The organism is Orenia metallireducens, from assembly GCF_001693735.1.
Classification (GTDB): Bacteria; Bacillota; Halanaerobiia; order Halobacteroidales; family Halobacteroidaceae; genus Orenia; species Orenia metallireducens.
The window spans coordinates 243518-262876 of record NZ_LWDV01000007.1; the positions used below are offsets into that span (position 1 = coordinate 243518).

General features: G+C 32.9%; 20 protein-coding genes and 2 riboswitches. All 20 genes read right to left on the reverse strand.

Annotated elements, in window-relative coordinates; translation table 11 throughout:
- Nucleotides 1-247 precede the first annotated feature (247 nt).
- The 20 genes from U472_RS04015 to hypF all read right to left on the reverse strand — a co-directional run bounded on the left by U472_RS04015 (nt 248) and on the right by hypF (nt 19351).
- Nucleotides 248-1585 carry a 6-phospho-beta-glucosidase gene (locus U472_RS04015; RefSeq protein WP_068715757.1) on the reverse strand — a complete coding sequence of 446 codons (1338 nt, stop codon included), beginning with the start codon at nt 1583-1585 and terminating at the stop codon, nt 248-250.
- Between the two features lie 494 nt (nt 1586-2079).
- Nucleotides 2080-2802, reverse strand: coding sequence for a GntR family transcriptional regulator (locus U472_RS04020; RefSeq protein ID WP_068715759.1), 723 nt, complete (start codon nt 2800-2802; stop codon nt 2080-2082).
- A 194-nt stretch (nt 2803-2996) separates the two neighbouring features.
- Entirely contained in the window at nt 2997-3692 is a 696-nt protein-coding gene (pgl, locus tag U472_RS04025) for a 6-phosphogluconolactonase (protein WP_068715761.1), read from the reverse strand.
- A gap of 351 nt (nt 3693-4043) precedes the next feature.
- Nucleotides 4044-4181, reverse strand: coding sequence for a hypothetical protein (locus U472_RS16725; RefSeq protein ID WP_176714107.1), 138 nt, complete (start codon nt 4179-4181; stop codon nt 4044-4046).
- A gap of 223 nt (nt 4182-4404) precedes the next feature.
- Nucleotides 4405-5742 carry an NCS2 family permease gene (locus U472_RS04030; RefSeq protein ID WP_068715763.1) on the reverse strand — a complete coding sequence of 446 codons (1338 nt, stop codon included), beginning with the start codon at nt 5740-5742 and terminating at the stop codon, nt 4405-4407.
- 107 nt (nt 5743-5849) lie between these two features.
- A riboswitch (purine riboswitch) is annotated at nt 5850-5951 on the reverse strand.
- A gap of 691 nt (nt 5952-6642) precedes the next feature.
- Entirely contained in the window at nt 6643-7263 is a 621-nt protein-coding gene (locus U472_RS04035) for a methyl-accepting chemotaxis protein (protein WP_218059036.1), read from the reverse strand.
- 12 nt (nt 7264-7275) lie between these two features.
- On the reverse strand, nt 7276-8064 hold the full coding sequence (locus U472_RS04040) for a methyl-accepting chemotaxis protein (protein ID WP_068715767.1): 789 nt from the start codon (nt 8062-8064) through the stop codon (nt 7276-7278).
- Nucleotides 8065-8343, reverse strand: a complete 279-nt coding sequence (locus U472_RS04045) for a hypothetical protein (RefSeq protein ID WP_068715768.1) — start codon at nt 8341-8343, stop codon at nt 8065-8067.
- A 280-nt stretch (nt 8344-8623) separates the two neighbouring features.
- Complete coding sequence (guaA, locus tag U472_RS04050) at nt 8624-10174, reverse strand: glutamine-hydrolyzing GMP synthase (protein ID WP_068715770.1); 1551 nt, start codon at nt 10172-10174, stop codon at nt 8624-8626.
- Nucleotides 10175-10304: 130 nt separating this feature from the next.
- Nucleotides 10305-10406, reverse strand: a riboswitch (purine riboswitch).
- A gap of 100 nt (nt 10407-10506) precedes the next feature.
- Nucleotides 10507-11322 (reverse strand): energy-coupling factor ABC transporter ATP-binding protein, encoded by an 816-nt coding sequence (locus U472_RS04055; protein WP_083189742.1) that lies wholly within the window; start codon nt 11320-11322, stop codon nt 10507-10509.
- 238 nt (nt 11323-11560) lie between these two features.
- Complete coding sequence (locus tag U472_RS04060; protein ID WP_068715773.1) at nt 11561-12154, reverse strand: energy-coupling factor transporter transmembrane component T family protein; 594 nt, start codon at nt 12152-12154, stop codon at nt 11561-11563.
- Entirely contained in the window at nt 12144-12452 is a 309-nt protein-coding gene (locus U472_RS04065) for a PDGLE domain-containing protein (protein WP_141677933.1), read from the reverse strand. Before U472_RS04065 ends, U472_RS04060 begins: the two co-directional genes overlap by 11 nt.
- Nucleotides 12433-13083: an energy-coupling factor ABC transporter permease gene (locus U472_RS04070; protein ID WP_068715777.1), complete on the reverse strand. Its 651-nt coding sequence runs from the start codon at nt 13081-13083 to the stop codon at nt 12433-12435. The genes U472_RS04065 and U472_RS04070 overlap by 20 nt, the downstream gene beginning before the upstream one ends.
- A gap of 25 nt (nt 13084-13108) precedes the next feature.
- On the reverse strand, nt 13109-13513 hold the full coding sequence (gene nikR / locus U472_RS04075; RefSeq protein WP_068715779.1) for a nickel-responsive transcriptional regulator NikR: 405 nt from the start codon (nt 13511-13513) through the stop codon (nt 13109-13111).
- Between the two features lie 229 nt (nt 13514-13742).
- Nucleotides 13743-14435: a twin-arginine translocase subunit TatC gene (gene tatC, locus U472_RS04080; RefSeq protein WP_068715781.1), complete on the reverse strand. Its 693-nt coding sequence runs from the start codon at nt 14433-14435 to the stop codon at nt 13743-13745.
- A 78-nt stretch (nt 14436-14513) separates the two neighbouring features.
- Entirely contained in the window at nt 14514-14690 is a 177-nt protein-coding gene (locus U472_RS16140; RefSeq protein WP_083189744.1) for a twin-arginine translocase TatA/TatE family subunit, read from the reverse strand.
- Between the two features lie 47 nt (nt 14691-14737).
- Nucleotides 14738-15742 (reverse strand): hydrogenase expression/formation protein HypE, encoded by a 1005-nt coding sequence (gene hypE / locus U472_RS04085; RefSeq protein WP_068715783.1) that lies wholly within the window; start codon nt 15740-15742, stop codon nt 14738-14740.
- Nucleotides 15743-15773: 31 nt separating this feature from the next.
- Nucleotides 15774-16859, reverse strand: a complete 1086-nt coding sequence (gene hypD, locus U472_RS04090; protein WP_068715785.1) for a hydrogenase formation protein HypD — start codon at nt 16857-16859, stop codon at nt 15774-15776.
- Nucleotides 16860-16877: 18 nt separating this feature from the next.
- Nucleotides 16878-17096 (reverse strand): HypC/HybG/HupF family hydrogenase formation chaperone, encoded by a 219-nt coding sequence (locus U472_RS04095; protein WP_068715787.1) that lies wholly within the window; start codon nt 17094-17096, stop codon nt 16878-16880.
- Nucleotides 17096-19351, reverse strand: a complete 2256-nt coding sequence (gene hypF, locus U472_RS04100; protein ID WP_068715789.1) for a carbamoyltransferase HypF — start codon at nt 19349-19351, stop codon at nt 17096-17098. The genes U472_RS04095 and hypF overlap by 1 nt, the downstream gene beginning before the upstream one ends.
- Nucleotides 19352-19359 lie beyond the last annotated feature (8 nt).

The following is a 19359-nucleotide window of genomic DNA, read 5'->3' on the forward strand; positions in this document are numbered from 1 at the left end:
ACCAATAACATTGCCAGGTATAGGAATATTAAAAATACTATTTATAAGCTCTTCAGCTAAACAGATAACTAATACAAAGCTGTCTAAATAATTTCAATCTATCACCTCTTTTTATATTTATTAGATTATTAAATAATTGTCTTGACTTTATAATTAAGATATTTTATTTATTCAACAAAGTAACATAGTTAAAAGAAGATACTTATCTTTAAAGATAAGTATCTTCTTTTAATATCTAAATGATAATTTATTTTACTCTACCAGATTCAACTACAGCTTTAAATTGAGGTAGATAATCAATATTCTCTTTAATAATATCATCTAATAATGGCTTAGCAATACTGCTTTCTACCAATGGGTGAATAACTAATGCTTGTAATGCAGAATCATAATCTCCATAGACCCCTGCTTCTACAGCTAAGGATTCATAAGCATTTACTGCTTGTAATAAACCTGTTACTTTAGTAGGTAAAGCTTTAACATTTAATGGATGTGCTCCCTCTTTATCTACATAACAAGTTCTCTCGATTGCTGAGTCATTCGGTAGACAATCTACTGCTCCATTATTTGGAACATTAAGATAATGAATATCACCTTTATCATTATAGATAGAGCTGATTAAATTACAAGCAGCATCGGAATAATATTGACCTCCACGTTGTTCTAGCTGTTTTGGTTTAACTTTTAGATTTGGATCTTTATATAATTTAAATAATTCTGCTTCTACCTTTTTAACTACCTCTCCACGAGTTCCTTTAGTCTTAGCAGCTTCAATCTCTTCTTGTAACATATGATCAGTTAGATAATAATATCTGTGGTATGGACATGGTAGCATTCCTAAAGACTTAAGTAAGTCATCTCCCCAAGGAATATTAGCCACATTTTTAACAGTCTCTATATTACCACTAAGAGTCCTTTCAATTACCTCATCAATCTTACTTTCACCTTTATAGATAACATCTCTCCCCCAGACAAGGTGGTTTAATCCTACTAGATCCATTCTTATATCATTTCTATCTACACCTAAAATGTCAGCACTAATCATATGCATTAATACTGGAACATTACATAATCCAATTGCTTTAACATTAGTATGCTTATTAACAGTTTCTGTAATGATTCCACTTGGGTTAGTAAAGTTGATTAACCATGCATCTGGAGCTAACTCTTCTATATCTTTACAGATACCTAAGATTACAGGAATTGTTCTTAAAGCTTTAGCCAATCCTCCAGCACCAGTTGTCTCTTGACCGATACAATTATATCTTAAAGGAATCTTCTCATCTCTAATTCTAGCATCTAATAAACCTACTCTAAATTGAGTTGTTACAAAGTCTGCATCTTTAATGGCTTCTCTTCTATCTAAAGTTAAGTGAATCTTCATATCTACTCCAGCCTCTTCAACCATTCTTTGAGCTAGAGCTCCAACGATATCTAATTTCCACTTACCTTCTTCAATATCCACTAAATATAAGTCTTTAACTGGAAGCTCATCATATCTTTTAATAAAACCTTCAACTATCTCCGGAGTGTAACTACTTCCTCCACCAATTGTTGCAATTTTCAATCCTCTTTCCGTTACCATTAATAACCACCATCCCTTTTAAGATATTAAAATTATTTCTTTACACAGCTTAATAAAATCAAACTTACCTTAACCTTCTCTTTGGTGGGAGCTTAAGGGGTTAGAAGCAAATCAATTATATACTTACCCCAAGGTATAGATGTCTATACCAAGATATTCAAAAAATTTATAGCTCAGGTGCATAGGTCTATACCACCGATTCTTTGTAATCAAATTATACCAGAGTATTTTTCTTATTTCAAGTAATTATTAAAATTATTTCTTATTTAACCTTTCTTAATAATTCATTAAAAAACACAACAAGTAGTTCTAAGTCAATACATAGATAGATATTAACCCCAAATAACAACTGTTATTTATGAGTCTCTATCAAACACATAAACAACTTTAAAAAAACGTTTGCATTAAGTAAACCTAGAACTACTTCTAGAAAGTTCCATTTATAATACCATAAAAACCACTAATTAAACTCATATGTCGCCAATAAACAGTTATTACAAAGACTTTTTCTTATTAATTATTGTATATCTATCTCCACGATAGAAATTAAAACTAAACTCTACCACTTTTTTAGAAGAAAAGGTCTTTCTTTCACGTTTCAAAACAGGTTGACCCACTTCTATATTCAGAATTTGACTTAAATCCTCATCAGACAATGTGGCTTCAACCTCATCTATTGCTTCAGTGGGTTTGTAACCTGATTGCTTTAAGCACTCATAAATAGAACCTTCTGATAGATCTACTTCAAGTACTACAGGACACATTTCATATGGAATATAAGACTTCTCTATAGCTAACGGTTCCCCATCTGCTAAACGTAGTCTATTGGTAAAAATCACTTTAGTTCCTTCTTCAATCTCTAACTTTTCAGCTATTAACTTACTACAAGGTATTACTCTTTGTTCTATGACCTTATTCTCTGGTTTCATTCCCCTTGCTTTAATATGCTCATTAAACCCCATTAACTCTGGAACTGACTCTATCTTCTTTCTGGCAACAAATGTTCCCTGTCCTCGTTTACGATACAGGATACCTTCTTCTACCAGTTCATTAAGAGCTCTTCTTACTGTCATCCTACTTAGTTTAAAGATATCACTCAATTCTCTTTCAGAAGGTATTTGTTCTTCAACAGCATAATCTCCTTTTTCTACCTTCTCCCTGATTATATTCTCTAACTGATAATATAAAGGAATTGGGCTATGTTCATCTAACTTCATAAACACTCCTTCTTTCTACATAGAAATTTTATAATTAAAACTATAATAAGGACCACAAAAATCTAATCTTTTGAAAATTTATCAATAGAAGTATAGACTTCTATACCTCTATTGATAAAAAATTCTTTTATTAATATTTTAATTATATCACTCTTTAATATTTATTTCAATTAAACAATTATAATACAGATTAATTACTCTTCTATATCTGTGAAAATATAGGATTTATCTATAGATTTTACAAGCTTTGATGGACACTCTTTAATAGAAATATCTTCATCAGAAAATCTCCTATAAGCATCAAACTTCTGCTCTCCAAAGAAGAGAAGAAAAGATTCTTTAGCTTTTAGAAGTAGATTTTTAGATGCACTTATCCTTTTAACAGGAGGTTTAGGAGAATTATCTACTAAGATATATGCTTCAGACTCATCCTCAATAGATGGATGATTAGGAAATAGTGAAGCTGTATGCCCATCTTCTCCTGCACTCAATAGTATTATATCCATCTTTCCACCATACTGATTCAAATCTTTTATATAACTATTTAAGCCATAATCTTTCTGGTTAGGGTCATAAACAAAGGGGTGTAAATTTTTCTTTGGTAACTTCCCAGTTCCAATCAATTCATCTAAAAAAGCTTCTTTGGCAAGCTTATAATTACTTTCATCACTATCTAATGGTACAAGGCGTTCATCAGCCATAAAGATATGTACCTTATTCCAGTCAATAGAATATTCCTTCAGGTAAGAGAATATCCCAGCAACTGAGCTACCACCTACAATACCCAACACCAGATAATCATTTTCTTGAAGCAAATTTTCAATACCTTTAACCATTCTTTTAGCTACCTGTTCTTCTAACTCTTTTCTGATACCAACTATTCTTTCCATTAATATCCCTCCTTATCTTCTCTTTAATTAGAATATATATAATATTAACCAATTATTCAAGTCAAGATATCATAATCATCTAATTTTAGTTAGATGACAGTGAGAAAATAATAAGCAATAAATTAATTTCTCTACTGCTCACTTGTTGCTAACATGTCTAAATAGATAGATAAAGCGACACTTTTAGAACTCACACCTCACCTTAACCCTCTCCACCTCTGAAGAGAGGGAACAAGAAGAAAAAGCATTTCCCCCTCTCATTAGTTAAGGAGAGGGGGCTAGGGGGTGAGGTTGAAAGTGTCGCAATATACCCATTAGATTCTACTCTAAAATTTAACATCTATAATTAGGTTACAATTGATAATTACTAACTAACTTATATAAACCTTGAGACATTTCAGCCAACTCCTCAGTAGACTTAGTCGATTCTTTAGACATCTCTCTTACTTCAGCAATTACATTGACCATATCTTTGCTAGCAATAACCAACCCCTTGCTAAAGATGTAGACTCCTTTGTATGAGAAAATGTCTCTTCAACTAAATTAGCCATCTCTTGAAATGCTAGCCTGTATCTTCAATTAAGCCTTTTTCTTCAGTAGACTCTTCTTTAACCTTTTTACTCATTTATGTCAACAATTTAAAGGATTAAAATTAGTATATAAACTAAAAAAGAGTCCCTTGTTAACAAGGAACTCTTCTTACAATATTTAATTATCCCATAAAGATATATTTTAGAACAAAGGCTACTGCTAATACATACATAAGTGGATGTGTATCCTTAGACCTTCCTGTAAATAATTTGATTACTACATAAGAAACTACACCAAATACTATACCTTCAGAGATGCTATAGGTAAATGGCATAGCAATCATTGTAAAGAATGCTGGAATACCTTCTGAAAAATCATCAAAATTAATGTGTTTTACACTGTCAAGCATGTAAAAACCAACAATAATCAAGGCTGGTGCTGTCGCAAAGGATGGTACTGCTAAAAAGATTGGGGAGAATAATAAAGCCAATCCAAAAAGTACTGCTGTAGTAAACGAAGTTAAACCGGTACGCCCACCATCTGCTACACCAGCTGCACTTTCAACATAAGTTGTTGTTGTAGAAGTACCAAGCATTGCTCCTGTCGTTGTAGCGATAGCATCTGCAAAAAGAGCTTGTTTAATATTTGGCAATTTACCTTCTTCATTAAGATAACCTGCTTTAGATGATACACCAATTAAAGTACCGATAGTATCAAACAAATCTACAAATAAGAATGCAAAAATAACCGCTAAAAATTCTAAAGTAAATATCTTTGTAAAATCAAATTTAAAAGCAATTGAACTGATACTTGGTGGAGCTGAATATAAAGTAGTTGGCATTAAATTAAATTGCATAATCTCAGGATTAACCTCATAAATTCCTAATAATTGAGCTATTATTCCTAGAGCATAAGTTGCAAAGATACCAACTAAGATAGCTCCTTTTACCTGTTTAACAACAAGAATAGCTGTAATAATAACCCCAATAATTGCTAATACTACAGTTACATGAGTTATATCTCCTAATGCTATATAAGTTGCTGGGTCAGCCTTAATTATACCAGCATTTTGAAAACCAATAAGAGCAATAAATAAACCAATACCTGCACTTACTGCATATTTTAAATTAGTTGGAATTGAATTAAATATCGCCTCACGAACATTAACAAAGGTTAAAATAATAAAGATAATCCCTTCCACCAATACAGCTGTCAAAGCCATCTTCCATCCATACTTTGCTGCAACTGTAAAAGCAAAGAAAGCATTAAGCCCCATTCCTGGTGCTAAAGCAAAAGGATAGTTAGCCATCAAGGCCATAACCAAAGTACCAATTACTGCTGCAAGTGCAGTAGCTGTAAATAAAGCACCCTTGTCCATACCTGTCGCACTCAAAATATTAGGGTTAACAATCAAAATATACGCCATTGTCATAAAAGTAGTAATTCCTGCAAGAATCTCAGTCTTCATATCTGTTTTGTTCTCACTTAATTTAAACGTTCTTTCTAAGAAACTAGCCATTAAAATTCCCTCCTACAATTAAGATATTTTATTAGAGTCAAAAACAAAAAATTCCCAAGATATAATTCCATGTAGAATTAGTAACTTGGGATAAAAGATGTAGTCTAAAACTAACATCAACATCCCGTAGTCGACTAGTTTACGGCTAATCGGTAGAAACTTTCAGGCCCTATCCCTGATATTATACGGAATTACTTATACTTTTATTTTATTAATATTGTTTATTATAAAAATCAATTTAATTTTAACAGATTTAATCATAACTCATATTCACATTGTAATATTAACATAAATCTAAATTATCTTCAAGAAAAAAACTAATATTTTTATCTTATTTATTTCTTTTGTTCGTGTTTATCCATTTTGTGTAATTAACTACCTTTATAGGTAACTTTTAATTCATTGGTTATCTTCTTATCAAAAATATACTATCAACCACTATACTTACTCCTCAATTTATGGTGAGCATAAAAAAATCAAAAATAGTATTCAACCAGAGACATATGAATAAATTAAATTCCATCCTAAACTATATTCTATTCCAGTCATCTTTAAAGCAATTACTTCCACAGATATAGAAAATAATGTCCATATAAATATATATAATAGATTAATAAATCTGTCATCAAGCCCAAAATCATTGCTATATAACAGTTGGGAGCTTATTCAAAAAACTTACTTCTATCAGCAAATTTAAAGAATGTAATCCAAGAAATAATAAATAATGAAATAGAAAAAAGCCATATAGAATCATCTATCCTTTCACTTATTAGTCATCTCTTTTACTCTATCCAAATCATCTAATAACTATAATAAGAGATTAATCAAGGAATTTATCTATATGGCTTATGTTAAACTTAAAATAAGATTATTTATAATACAACTTTACCCTTAGTCTAATTAAAATTTAAACCTATCTACTAATTTTGATAAATCAGTAGACATAATCGCTAACTCTTGTGAGGAGCTGATAATCTCTTGAGTAATAGCAGACTGCTGTTGACTAGAAGCAGAAACCTCCTCAGTATTAGCTGCAAATTCTTCAGTTACTGAAGCCATATTATCAATAGCATTTTTAATGTCATGGCTCTTATGATTCATACTATCTATATTAAAAGTTACACTTTGAATAACTTGACTTAATTCTAAGGCAATCTCTTTAATATCTTTAAATCTATCAACAGTCTCTTCAATAGATTCAACACTATCACTGACTACCCCTTCACTATTTTTCATCTGTTCAACAGCCTTATCTACCTGATTTTGAATATTCCTAATCAGTTTAGCTATATTACTAGTAGCTACTGAAGATTCCTCAGCCAATTCTCTAATCTCATCAGCTACAACTGCAAAACCACGACCATACTCTCCAGCTCGTGCTGCTTCAATAGCTGCATTTAAAGCCAATAAGTTAGTTTGTTCTGCTATATTGCCAATTAAATTTACTATCTCATCTATCTCTTTAGAATTTTCACCTAAGGCAAATATAATTCCAGAAACATCTTGGGCACTTATCTTCATTCTATTAATCATTTAAATAGAATGATCAATTGCTTGGTTACCTAGCTTTACATCCTCTAAGACATTATTAGAAATCTCGTTCATATCCTTAGTTTTATTTTCTATACTTTCAATCTCTAGATTTAATTCCCCCATACTATTAGATATCTTCTCAATCTGTAAGGAATTATCCTCAGCTCCAGTAGCTATCTCTATAACAGATTTGGTAACTTGATCTGCACCTTCACCCATCTGATCTCCTGCTGCTGATAACTCCTCGCTAGAGGCTGTCAAATTCTCAACAGATTCACTAATATTAATAACCACCTCTTTTAGATTATTAAGCATATTATTAAGTGCTGTTCTTAATTTTCCTACTTCATCTTCAGACTTTAGCTCTAAATTTTCTAGCTCTAAATTACCTTGAGCAATCTGATTAGCAAAGTCTGCTGCCTCTATCATTGGTTTAGATAATTTAAGTACAATAAAATAGAATGCAGTTATAATTAATATAGGGATAATTAAACTAAATAACAATACCTTGTTAAAGACCTCAGAAATCATCTGGTTAACAAACTCTTTAGAAGCTCCTACATACCAAATTCCTATAATCTCTCCTTGATTATCTTTGATAGGAGTATAACCTGTCTGATAAAGATGACCTGCTACATTAGCCTCTCCATAATAGTTTCTGCCTTCTCCTAATACTCTTCTTTCTACTTCCTCAGAGACTAAAGTTCCCACTTGCCTTTTTCCATCTTTTCTAACATTGGTAGCTATCCTCTTATTCTTAGCAAAGATAGTTACGGTATCATTGGTCAATTAGCCTATATAATCTACAATGGCAAAATTATTATTCATTAATACCTCACCTTTGTAGAGTTTGTCATCTTCAAGACGCCAGTCACCTGGAAATTTCTGTTCAATAATATCATACCCTGTGGCTAAATCTGTCTTCACCTTAATAACTGCTACATCCTTAGCTTTCTCACTGACTACAGTTCTTACTACAATTAAAGTCGATCCTAATAATAGTACTATACTAGCGATAATCATAGCTACTAACTTCTTCTTTAACGATGTTCTCTTGATTAAGTTCATAGATTAAGCCCCCTTTAGTTTCTTACTTAAAGGTAAATTAGTTAAAAATAATAGCTCCCATTAATATATTAATAATTCTATAATCTATTATCTATTATCAATTCCCCGCAAAAAGAGAAATTATATAGTAATAATTAAAAATTTAATCTATGATCTCTTATAAAATATATTAATTTACCAATAAAAAACAAGCCTTTCGGCTTTAATAAACCCCTTCGAGTTTTTTAAAAACAAAAAAACTCTTCGTGGAACAAAAAAGTAAGCCTTTCGGCTTACTTTTTTATTCCCACTCTATGGTTGCAGGTGGTTTAGAGGTAATATCATAAACTACCCTATTTACTTGTGGAACTTCATTTGTAATTCTAGTAGAAATCTTCTCTAATACTTCATAAGGTATTCTAGCCCAGTCAGCAGTCATTGCATCTTTACTCTTAACAGCCCTTAAACCGATTGTATAACAGTAAGTTCGTCCATCACCCATAACACCTACACTACGCATTGGAGGTAATACAGCAAAGTACTGCCAAATCTCTCTGCCTAAACCAGCATTTTTAATCTCTTCTCTATAGATATAATCTGCTTCTTTTAAAATCTCTAGCTTATCTGCAGTCACTTCTCCTAAAACTCTAATTCCTAAACCTGGACCTGGGAATGGCTGTCTCCAAACAATCTCATCAGGTAGCCCTAATTCTGAACCTACTTCACGTACCTCATCTTTAAATAACTCTCGTAGTGGTTCAATTAATTTAAACTCCATATCCTCTGGCAACCCACCTACATTATGGTGGCTCTTGATTGTAGAAGCACCTTCACTACCTCCACTCTCAATTACATCAGAGTAAATAGTTCCTTGTACTAAGAATTTAGCATTACCAACTTTAGCTGACTCTTCTTCAAATACTCTGATAAATTCATTACCAATAATCTTACGCTTCTCTTCTGGGTCTGCTACCCCAGCTAATTTAGATAAGAAACGTTCCTGAGCATGAACATAAACTAGATTAATATCAAATTCTTTAGTAAAGGTCTCCTCTACCTCTTGACCTTCATTCTTTCTTAATAGACCATGGTCTACAAAGATACAAGTCAATTGGTCTCCAATTGCTTTATGGACTAAAGCAGCAGCTACTGAAGAATCTACTCCACCAGATAGTCCACAGATAACCTGAGCATCTCCTACTCTTTCCTTGATTTCAGCAACAGTCTCTTCAATATAATTAGTGGTTGTCCAATCTCCTTGGCATTTACATACATTGTACAAGAAATTATTGATTATCTCCGTTCCTCTTGGAGTATGTACTACCTCTGGGTGGAATTGAACACCATAAAATCCTTTATCTTGATTTCCTACAGCAGCAGCTGGAGAATTTTCCGTATATCCAATAATCTCAAATCCTGTTGGTACTTCTGTTACTCTATCTCCATGGCTCATCCAACATTCAAGCTCTTCACCTAAATCAGTAAAGATATCCATCTTATTCTTTACATGCATCATTGCCCGTCCATACTCACGACTCTCCGCTCTCTCTACCTTTCCTCCTGGCAAAGTATGGCACATGATTTGCATTCCATAACAGATTCCAAAAATCGGTACACCTAACTCAAATATCTCCTCATCTACATAAGGAGCATCCTCTACATATACACTAGCTGGTCCCCCCGAAAAGATAATCCCCTTTGGGTTTAACTCTTTAATTCTATCTACAGAAACATTATAAGGTAAAACCTCAGAATAAACATTACATTCTCTGACTCTACGAGCAATCAATTTACTATACTGTGCCCCAAAGTCTAATACCAAAATCAACTCATGATTTCTATTCTGGCTCATGGAATTTCCCCCTCAATTTTATTAATCTTTAACTATATATAAATAAAAATCCCAAATTATAACCTAAAAAAGATTATAACTTGAGATATAGTGATAGATTGATATTCTCATAATCAAGATTATATAATATACCAATATAACTATATCTCGTAGTCGACTAATTTACGGCTAGTCGGTAGAAACTATCGAGCCTTATCCTCGAAATTATACGAAATCAAAAAATTTGTTATTACATTCTTGTCTTCTATATCTTGTAGTATAAGTTACATTGAATCTGTTGTCAAGATTAAAAATAGTTTTACTAAAATTATACTCTTTTAAACTAATCAAAGTTATTTTACTAATTTTTTTAATAATTCACGCCCCTCTTCAATACTAACAGGCAGCTCTTCATCTGCTACCAAACCTTTAAATAATTGACTAACTATTGGTAAAGTATTGGCAAAGGTTGTAATCCCATCTCTCAATATCTCCACTCCTCCTTGAGCAGCCACTTCACCATCATCTAAAATTATAAACTTCTCTCCCCATTCAGCCGCAAAATTCAAATCATGGGTAGCTATAACTATCGTCTTACCCTCTGCAATAAGCCTATCCAGTATTTCAATTAAAGTTTGAGCTCCTAATGGATCTAAAAAAGCTAAAGGTTCATCTAAAAAGATTATTTCAGGCTCCATTATTAAAACACCTGCTAATGCAACTCTTCTCTTCTCTCCATAACTTAAATGATGGGGATTCTTCTTTAAAAGATTTTCTATCTTTAATAAATTCACCAGTTCTGCTAACTTATTTTGAATTTCATCTATAGATAACCCAAATTGCCTAGGTCCAAATAGAATATCCTCTTCTACTGTTGGAGCAAAGACCTGGTCATCAGGATTTTGAAAGAGATAAGCCATCTTCTGTCGAACAATCTTTTCATCTATCTTAGATAAATCCTCTCCTTTAAAGAGGACCTCTCCAGTGTCTGGAGAATAAACTCTTAACAGATTAAAGAATAAGGTTGATTTCCCAGCACCATTTGCTCCTAGAAATATAGTAGGCTGATTCTTATTAATAGAGAAGGAAATATCCTTTAAAAATAGCTCATCTTCATAAGAGAAGTTCAATTTATTTACTTCTAAGATTAGTTCTTTATTTCTTTTCACTGATTTCCTCCTAAGATGCTATATTTTTGTGATTGTAAAGTGAAGCTTAATGGGGATATTGCGATACTTTCAACCTCACCCCCTAGCCCCCTCTCCTTAACTAATGAGAGGGGGAAATGCTTTTTCTTCTTGTTCCCTCTCCTCAGAGGAGAAGAGGGTTAAGGTGAGGTGTGAGTTCTAAAAGTGTCGCTTTATCTATCTATAACGTCCAAATTTCATTCTAGAGTTCCCCATTTAATTACTCTCTTTCCTCTATAATCAAAGTTTCTATATTTAGTCCTCTCAGCTTCATCGCTTGATAAACTTTATCACTCTTATCAATTGAACGAACTACTCCAGCCCCAATGCTTTCTGCCAGTATAGAGTATTCTTTTATAGAGAATTTCTTCTCTGTTCTTCTTCCTCGTAGTTTACGGGCTAGAATAAATCTATTCATCTCTGCCTTAAAGGTTTTATGATATCTAAAGATGAAGAAGATTGTGATAATAAGTAAATTGGGGAATTTCAACTCTTTCATTGCTAATATCAAGTCATTCTCATTAAAATCACTTAACAGATTAATATTAAATATAATAATTATTAAGAATTTTAAACTCAATTGAATAGTAAATTGCCAACCCTTTGTATGAAAGAATCCTAAAACTATAATGGTTAGAAAAAAAGGTATAGCAAAATAGAACCTCTGCCATACCTTCTTGGATGATTTATTACAGAGAGCTATAACAACTAATATGCTTAATAATCCAATCAATAACTCTAGATTACTAATTTGCAAAATTAGTATGACTCCTATTAAGTAGATAAGTACTCTATTCTTAGCCTTAATTCTCATCTTGCTTGACTACCTTCTTATTTATAATCCCTTTAGCAAGCAAAGTTAAAGTCATATATGTAAGCCCTACACCTAAAAGTCCTGCTAATCCTGTTGCAACTAATCCATCGCCTATCGGTAGCTGATAATCAGAGAATATAGAAAAACTATCTTTGGCATAATCAATAAAACCTAAATCCTCTGCCACCCTCTCTAAGCCATCAGAATGGGAGGAAGCTAAAACTGAGTTAAAGAAAGCTAACAATAAGATAACTCCAACAATCCACAAGAAAACTTTGTTAGTGAGCACCACAATCACCTACCCTATAATTTAACAGCTCTAATCTATTTGGAATAACCCGTTCTAAATAACTTACTATTAAGACAGTGATCGTCCCTTCAATCAGACCTACTAAAAGATGCCAGCCTATCATAGTAGGTAAGACTAAATCCAAAGCAATAGTTCCAGAGATAGCCAATTCCAATGCTGCAACAGCCGCTGAGATTACAGTTGCTAAAAATGCTGCTAAAAATACACTCACCTTAGCAGATTTAGTTATCCTCTGCAAGGCAATATAGAGTCCATATCCCGCAAAGACTTGAACCACAGCCATATTAAAGATATTGGCCCCTAACACAGTAATCCCACCATCCATAAAGAAGATAGCCTGAATCACTAAGATAGCAGTAATTACTATAGTTGCAGCCCAAGGACCAACTACCAGCATAGCCAATACCCCACCTAATAAATGACCAGAAGTACCAGCAGCAATCGGTAGATTAATCATTTGTGCTGCAAAGATAAAGGCACCTAATAAGCCTAATAAGGGAATCTTCTCCTCAGCAAAATTATTCTTAAGCTTATCTAAACTAAACTTCAAAGCTCCTGCTGTACCCAAATAGGTTCCTATACAGGTCTTTAAATCTAAAAAACCATCTGGTATATGCATTTTACCCTCTCCTTATTTATAAAATCTATTCAATTGTCGTAAGAGTAAGCTTTCCATGCTTAATCCCTTTTAAAGCAATCAACTTCTTAGATATATCCTCAATCTCCTCAGTCTTTCCCTCTACCACAATCACCTCTAAACAATAATCATGGGATAGGTGGAGATGTAGATTAGATTTAAATAAATGGTGATAGTGATGCTGTAATTTAAGCATCTTATCTGTTAAGCCCCGTTGGTGATGATTATAGATTAATGTCAGTGAACCTACTGCCTCTTCCTCACTATCTTGGCATCTCTCCTCAACAATCTTATCTCTAATCAAATCCCTAATAGCTTCGGAACGATTATTATAACTACCTTCTATCATCTCATCAAACTTCTCTAATAATTTCTCTTCAATAGAAACTCCAAAACGTACTAATTCAGACATAAATCACCTCATATCTAAATTTATATTATAGCTGACTAGAATTTAGTAGCACAAATTTTATTTTTGTGTTACTAAATATTATTTAGACAATTGATATTCTCTTCCTGCTTAAACTTTAAATATTTTAATAAAGAAAGTGCCGGAGGCTATCCCCCCAACACCTTTTTATTTAAAATAGACTATTATCTTCCCTAATTTATAATAAGCATCTCTATTCTTAAATATCTTATTATTCTATTATCCGTGCAACAACAATACTAAACTCATAAAGAAAAATCAATGGTACTGCCATCATAGCTTGAGATATTATATCTGGTGGTGTCAAGATAGCTGATAAGACAAATATACTTACAATTACATATCTACGTTTATTTTTTAAAAAATTAGATGTAATGAGATTTAGTTTTACTAATAGTGTTATTAATAATGGTAGTTCAAAAATAATACCAAAAGGAATTAAAATTTTGATAATAAAAGAGATATACTTATTCAATGAAAACATAGCCTCTAAACCATCAGAGGAAAATCCTAAGAAGAATTTAATTCCAAAAGGAATTACTATAAAAAAGGCAAAGGCTACTCCAATCAGAAAGAATATATAGGATAGAGGTACTAGAACAAGTAAGTATCTCTTCTCTTCCTTTTTAAGACCTGGCAGCACAAACCTCCAAATTTGATAAAGAATTATTGGTAATGCCAATAAGAAACCGACAAACATGGAAAGCTTTAACTGAGTAAAGAAGGCCTCTGTTGGTACTAAATAGACTAGATCTTTACCAACTGGTTTAGTAAAGATTTTTAATATATCTGTTATAAAAGAATAACCCAATATTGAAAAGAATATTAACCCTCCAATAGATATTACTATTCTCTTTCTTAATTCTGCTAAATGTTCAATTATAGACATCTGCATATCTTCCATAAATCTTCTCCCATCTTTAAAATATAATCGTATAAAATAAATTATACCTGTTATAACAGGTATAATTTAAGAAATTAGCTATTCTTTATCTTCATCAGTATTTGATATAGATTCTTCAATATTTGATGTTGCCTTTTTAAACTCTCTAATCCCTTTACCGATCGCAGCACCAATTTCAGGTAACTTACTAGGACCAAAAATAACTAATGCAATTACTAAAATTAATATTAATTCTGGAATGCCTATCCCTAGCATCGGCTTCACCTCCTTTTATAAGAATATAATCTATTTAGCATTAAATATTAACAGATTCTTGGTAATAGCTCTCCAGCTAACATATTTAAGATACGAGTTCCTCCCAGTCCTGTCTTTAGATAAACATTACTATCATTACTATCTACTATAGTTCCAATTATTTGGGCATCTTCCCCCATTGGATTCTTTCTCATCACTTCTAATACCTTCTCTACATCCTCTTCTGACACTATAACGATTACTTTACCTTCATTAGCTAGATATAAGGGGTCAACTCCTAAGATTTCACATAAGCTCCTTACCTCTGCTTTGATAGGTATCTGTTCTTCTTCAAGCTCGATAGCAACCTGACTCTGACTAGCTATCTCATTTAAAGTAGTTGCTAAACCTCCTCGAGTTGGATCTCTTAATACCTTTACATTATTACTGGTATTTAAAATATCTTCAATCAGATTATTCAATAAGCAACAATCACTCTCCGTAGAGAAATCAAAGTCTAAATCTCCTCTTTGTGCCATGATACTAGCTCCATGGTCTCCCAAAGTTCCATTGATAATTACCTTATCTCCAGGCTCTGCCATCTCTCCACCAATATAAATATCTCTTGTAACTACTCCTATTCCAGTGGTATTGATATAAATCTTATCAGCATTTCCCTGTTCTACCACCTTAGTATCACCAGTTACTATCTTAACTCCTGCCTCTTTAGCAGTCTTAGCTATAGATTTAACTATCTTTCTTAAATCTTCAATAGCCAATCCTTCCTCTATAATAAAACCTACTGTTAAATATAAAGGCTTAGCCCCACTCATAGCTAAGTCATTGACTGTACCACAAACTGATATCTTACCTATATCCCCACCATTGAAGAATATTGGATTGATAACAAAGGAATCTGTAGTTACAGCTATTTTCCCATTTACCTCTGGTAGTAATGCTGAATCATTCTTCTGCCCTAATATTTCATTATCAAAATACTGCTGAAAAATGCCATCTATCAATTGATGGGTTAGCTTTCCACCACTACCATGGGCTAAAGTAATTACATCCATCTATTTCCCTCCTATTACTACTAATCCTATCTTATTTCTTTCCATATTTATAATAAGCAGCACAGGTTCCTTCCTCAGAGACCATACATGCTCCTATTGGATTTACTGGGGTACATGCTTTAGAGAATAATTTACATTCTAAAGGGGTCTTCTTCCCCTTAAGTACTTCACCACATATACAACCCTTAAGTTTCTTCTCTCGAGATATGCTAATTCCAAGCTTGATCTCTGTATCAATGTTCTGATATTCATTTCTAAGCTTCAATCCTGAACCTTTTATCTCTCCAAGACCTCGCCATTGGCTATTTGTAACTTCAAATATATCAGAGATAATATTAATAGCTGATTGGTTACCTTCATACTTTACTAATCTACTATATACATTCTCAATTTTAGGTTCTCTATCTTGGATCATCTTCAATAGTTTATATAAGGCAAAGACAATATCTCCAGATTCAAACCCTGCTACTACTGCTGGAACTCCATATTTCTCTGCTAAAAATTCATAGGGCTTAACTCCAATAACAGTGCTAACATGACCAGGGCAGATAAACCCATCAATCTCTATCTCTTCGTCTAAGACCAGACCTTCCATAGTAGCAGGCATAGTCTTTAGAGATTGAAGGATAGAATAATTATTTAGATTTAACTCTTCTACTCTCTTGACACTCAATGCAATCGTAGGAATGGTAGTCTCAAAACCTATAGCCAGAAAAACAACCTCTTTATCAGGGTTATCTTGAGCAATCTTAACTGCATCAAGGGGAGAATAGACCATCCTAACATTAGCACCTAAAGCCTTCTGTTTCTGCAAAGAACTATCAGTCCCAGGTACTCTCATCATATCAGCAAAAGTTGTTATTATTATATCTTCTCTTTTAGATAATTCAATTGCTGTATCTATATAACCCTGAGGTGTTACACAGACAGGGCAACCAGGTCCAGAGATTAGCTCGATATTATCTGGCAATAGGTCTCTAATCCCTGTTCTAAAGATTGCCATAGTGTGAGTTCCACAGACTTCCATTATCTTAATCTTTTTATTACTCTCTAGCTTCAACTTATATAACATTTTCTTAACTGTTGCTACATCTCTAAATTCTTCTAAGTACTTCATTAAAAATACCTCCAGATTCTACTCATGCTCAGCTAATTCTCTAAATAACTCTAAGGTCTTCTCAGCTTCCTCTTTATCAAGCTTCTGCATTGCACAACCAGAATGGAGTAATACATAATCTCCAACCTCTACATCAGGTACTAAGAGAATATTAACCTGCTTCTTTACTCCTCCAAAGTCAACAGTAGCTTCTGAATCTGATACTTCAATTACTTCTACTGGTACAGCTACACACATTAGTTATTCCTCCTCTTATAATTGGCAACTACTAACTGTCCTAAAGCCAATCCCCCATCATTGCAAGGTATTTGAGCATGGGTATATACTTTAAAGCCATCTCTTTTTAACCCAGCATAAATTCCTTTTAAGATAATTTCATTTTGAAATACTCCACCACTTAAAGCAACTTGATTTATCTCATACTTATCTCTAAGCAGCTTACAGATCTCTATTGAAAGAGCAATTATAGTATTATGGAAGCGTTTAGCTATAATACTCATATCTACCTTATCTTTTATATCTATGATTACATCCTTTATAATCTGATTAGTATTGATTATATAGTTTCCATTGTCATTTTCAATCTGATAACGATAAACTCCTTCTTCTTTCCTATCAGCTATAACTTCTAACTCAATTGCAGCCTGAGCATCATAACTAATCTCTTGCCTTAATCCAATTAAAGCAGAGATTGTATCAAATAATCTGCCCATACTTGAGGTCAAAGGAGAGTTTAGATTATACTCTAGCATCTTTAAGACACTCTTAATCTTCAGTTTATCTACTCTTTTAAATAAGTCTATATCAACTTCACCTACCTTATACAAATGGCTAATTGCCATCCGCCATGGTTCTTTAACTGCCTGTTCTCCTCCAGGCATATTAACATAATTTAAGTGAGCTGCTCTAGTGAAACCCTCATAGTCACAGATTAAAAACTCCCCTCCCCAGATATTCCCATCAGTACCTAAACCAGTGCCATCAAAAGCAAGACCAATAACCTTTTTAGAGATATCATTCTCAACCATACAACTTACTATATGGGCATGATGGTGCTGTACACCTACCTTTACACCAGCTTCATTCTGTCCATAAACAGAAGAAAGATAACCTAAATGTAGATCATGGGCAATTACTTTAGGATTAAGCTTATAAATCTTCTTAAAATGCTCTATATTCTTCTTAAAATTATTATAGGTATTAAGATTATCTAAATCACCGATATGCTGACTTAAAAAAATAAATCCCCCTTTAGCAATACAGAAGGTGTTTTTTAGATGTGAACCACAGGCTAGACTCTCGACTAACCCATCAACTTTGAAAGGAATCGGAGCATATCCTCTAGACCTTCTAATCAAGCGTTCTTTACCCAATATCACTCTAGAGACTGAATCATCTACTGATAAAAAGATATCCCTATCATGTAATAAGAAATAATCAACAACCTTGTCTAGACGAGCAATGGCATCTTTATTTTTATACTCTATTGGAAGTCCACTAAGGTTGGCACTGGTCATTAGCAATACCTCTAACCCTTGATCAAATAATAGATTATGTAATGGAGTATAAGGAAGCATTACTCCTAACTTATTACTATTAGGAGCTATATTATCAGCCAAATTACCATTTTTTCTATCTAATAATAAAATAGGTCTTCTAATCCCTGCTAAGATATTCTCTTCAAGTTGATTGACATAGCAGTACTCTCTTACTACCTCTATATCCTTCATCATTACAGCAAAGGGCTTATCAGGTCTTAATTTTCTATTACGTAACTTCTCAACAGCCTCTTTATCTTTACCATTACAGACTAAATGAAATCCCCCTAATCCTTTAACAGCTATAATCTTGCCTTCTTTTAATAGATTAGTTGCTTTCTTCAAAGGCTCTTCAACCTCTACTTTATTACCTAAGTCATCAGTCAGCCAAAGCTTTGGACCACATTCAGGACAAGCATTTGGTTGAGCATGAAATCTTCTATCTTTAGGATTATTATACTCTACTTTACACTTTCCACACATTTCAAAATCCTTCATAGTAGTCTGAGCTCTATCATAGGGCAAACTCTTAATGATCGAAAATCTAGGTCCACAATTAGTACAGTTAGTAAATGGATACTTATAGCGCCGATTATTAATATCCTCAATATCATCCTTGCAATCAAAGCAAGTTGATACATCAGGAGAGATTAAGGTTAGAACTCTATTATTATCTTTACTCTTTTTGATAGTAAAAGACTCATATCCTTTAAAGGGTAGTTCCTCAACTCTTATCTTATCTATCTTAGATAATGGTGGTGCTTGAAATTGAAGGTCAATCTTAAAATTATCAATATCTATTACTTTACCTTCAATATCAATCTTTACACCTTCAGTAGTATTACTGACCCACCCCTTTAGATTATATTTAGCAGCCAAGTTATAGACAAAGGGTCTAAAACCAACCCCTTGTACTATACCTTCAACATTTATATAATTTCTTAATTGCTCCAACTTATCTA

Bases quoted from the DNA above. Each gene is read 5' to 3' on its own strand.
- U472_RS04045 (WP_068715768.1), bottom strand. From the start codon at position 8,343: ATGAACTTAATCAAGAGAACATCGTTAAAGAAGAAGTTAGTAGCTATG.
- U472_RS04020 (WP_068715759.1), bottom strand. From the start codon at position 2,802: ATGAAGTTAGATGAACATAGCCCAATTCCTTTATATTATCAGTTAGAG.
- nikR (WP_068715779.1), bottom strand. From the start codon at position 13,513: ATGTCTGAATTAGTACGTTTTGGAGTTTCTATTGAAGAGAAATTATTA.
- U472_RS04095 (WP_068715787.1), bottom strand. From the start codon at position 17,096: ATGTGTGTAGCTGTACCAGTAGAAGTAATTGAAGTATCAGATTCAGAA.
- guaA (WP_068715770.1), bottom strand. From the start codon at position 10,174: ATGAGCCAGAATAGAAATCATGAGTTGATTTTGGTATTAGACTTTGGG.
- tatC (WP_068715781.1), bottom strand. From the start codon at position 14,435: ATGGAAGATATGCAGATGTCTATAATTGAACATTTAGCAGAATTAAGA.
- U472_RS04060 (WP_068715773.1), bottom strand. From the start codon at position 12,154: ATGAGAATTAAGGCTAAGAATAGAGTACTTATCTACTTAATAGGAGTC.
- hypE (WP_068715783.1), bottom strand. From the start codon at position 15,742: ATGGATGTAATTACTTTAGCCCATGGTAGTGGTGGAAAGCTAACCCAT.
- U472_RS16140 (WP_083189744.1), bottom strand. From the start codon at position 14,690: ATGCTAGGGATAGGCATTCCAGAATTAATATTAATTTTAGTAATTGCA.
- U472_RS04015 (WP_068715757.1), bottom strand. From the start codon at position 1,585: ATGGTAACGGAAAGAGGATTGAAAATTGCAACAATTGGTGGAGGAAGT.
- U472_RS04035 (WP_218059036.1), bottom strand. From the start codon at position 7,263: ATGAAGATAAGTGCCCAAGATGTTTCTGGAATTATATTTGCCTTAGGT.
- U472_RS04030 (WP_068715763.1), bottom strand. From the start codon at position 5,742: ATGGCTAGTTTCTTAGAAAGAACGTTTAAATTAAGTGAGAACAAAACA.
- pgl (WP_068715761.1), bottom strand. From the start codon at position 3,692: ATGGAAAGAATAGTTGGTATCAGAAAAGAGTTAGAAGAACAGGTAGCT.
- U472_RS04070 (WP_068715777.1), bottom strand. From the start codon at position 13,083: ATGCATATACCAGATGGTTTTTTAGATTTAAAGACCTGTATAGGAACC.
- hypD (WP_068715785.1), bottom strand. From the start codon at position 16,859: ATGAAGTACTTAGAAGAATTTAGAGATGTAGCAACAGTTAAGAAAATG.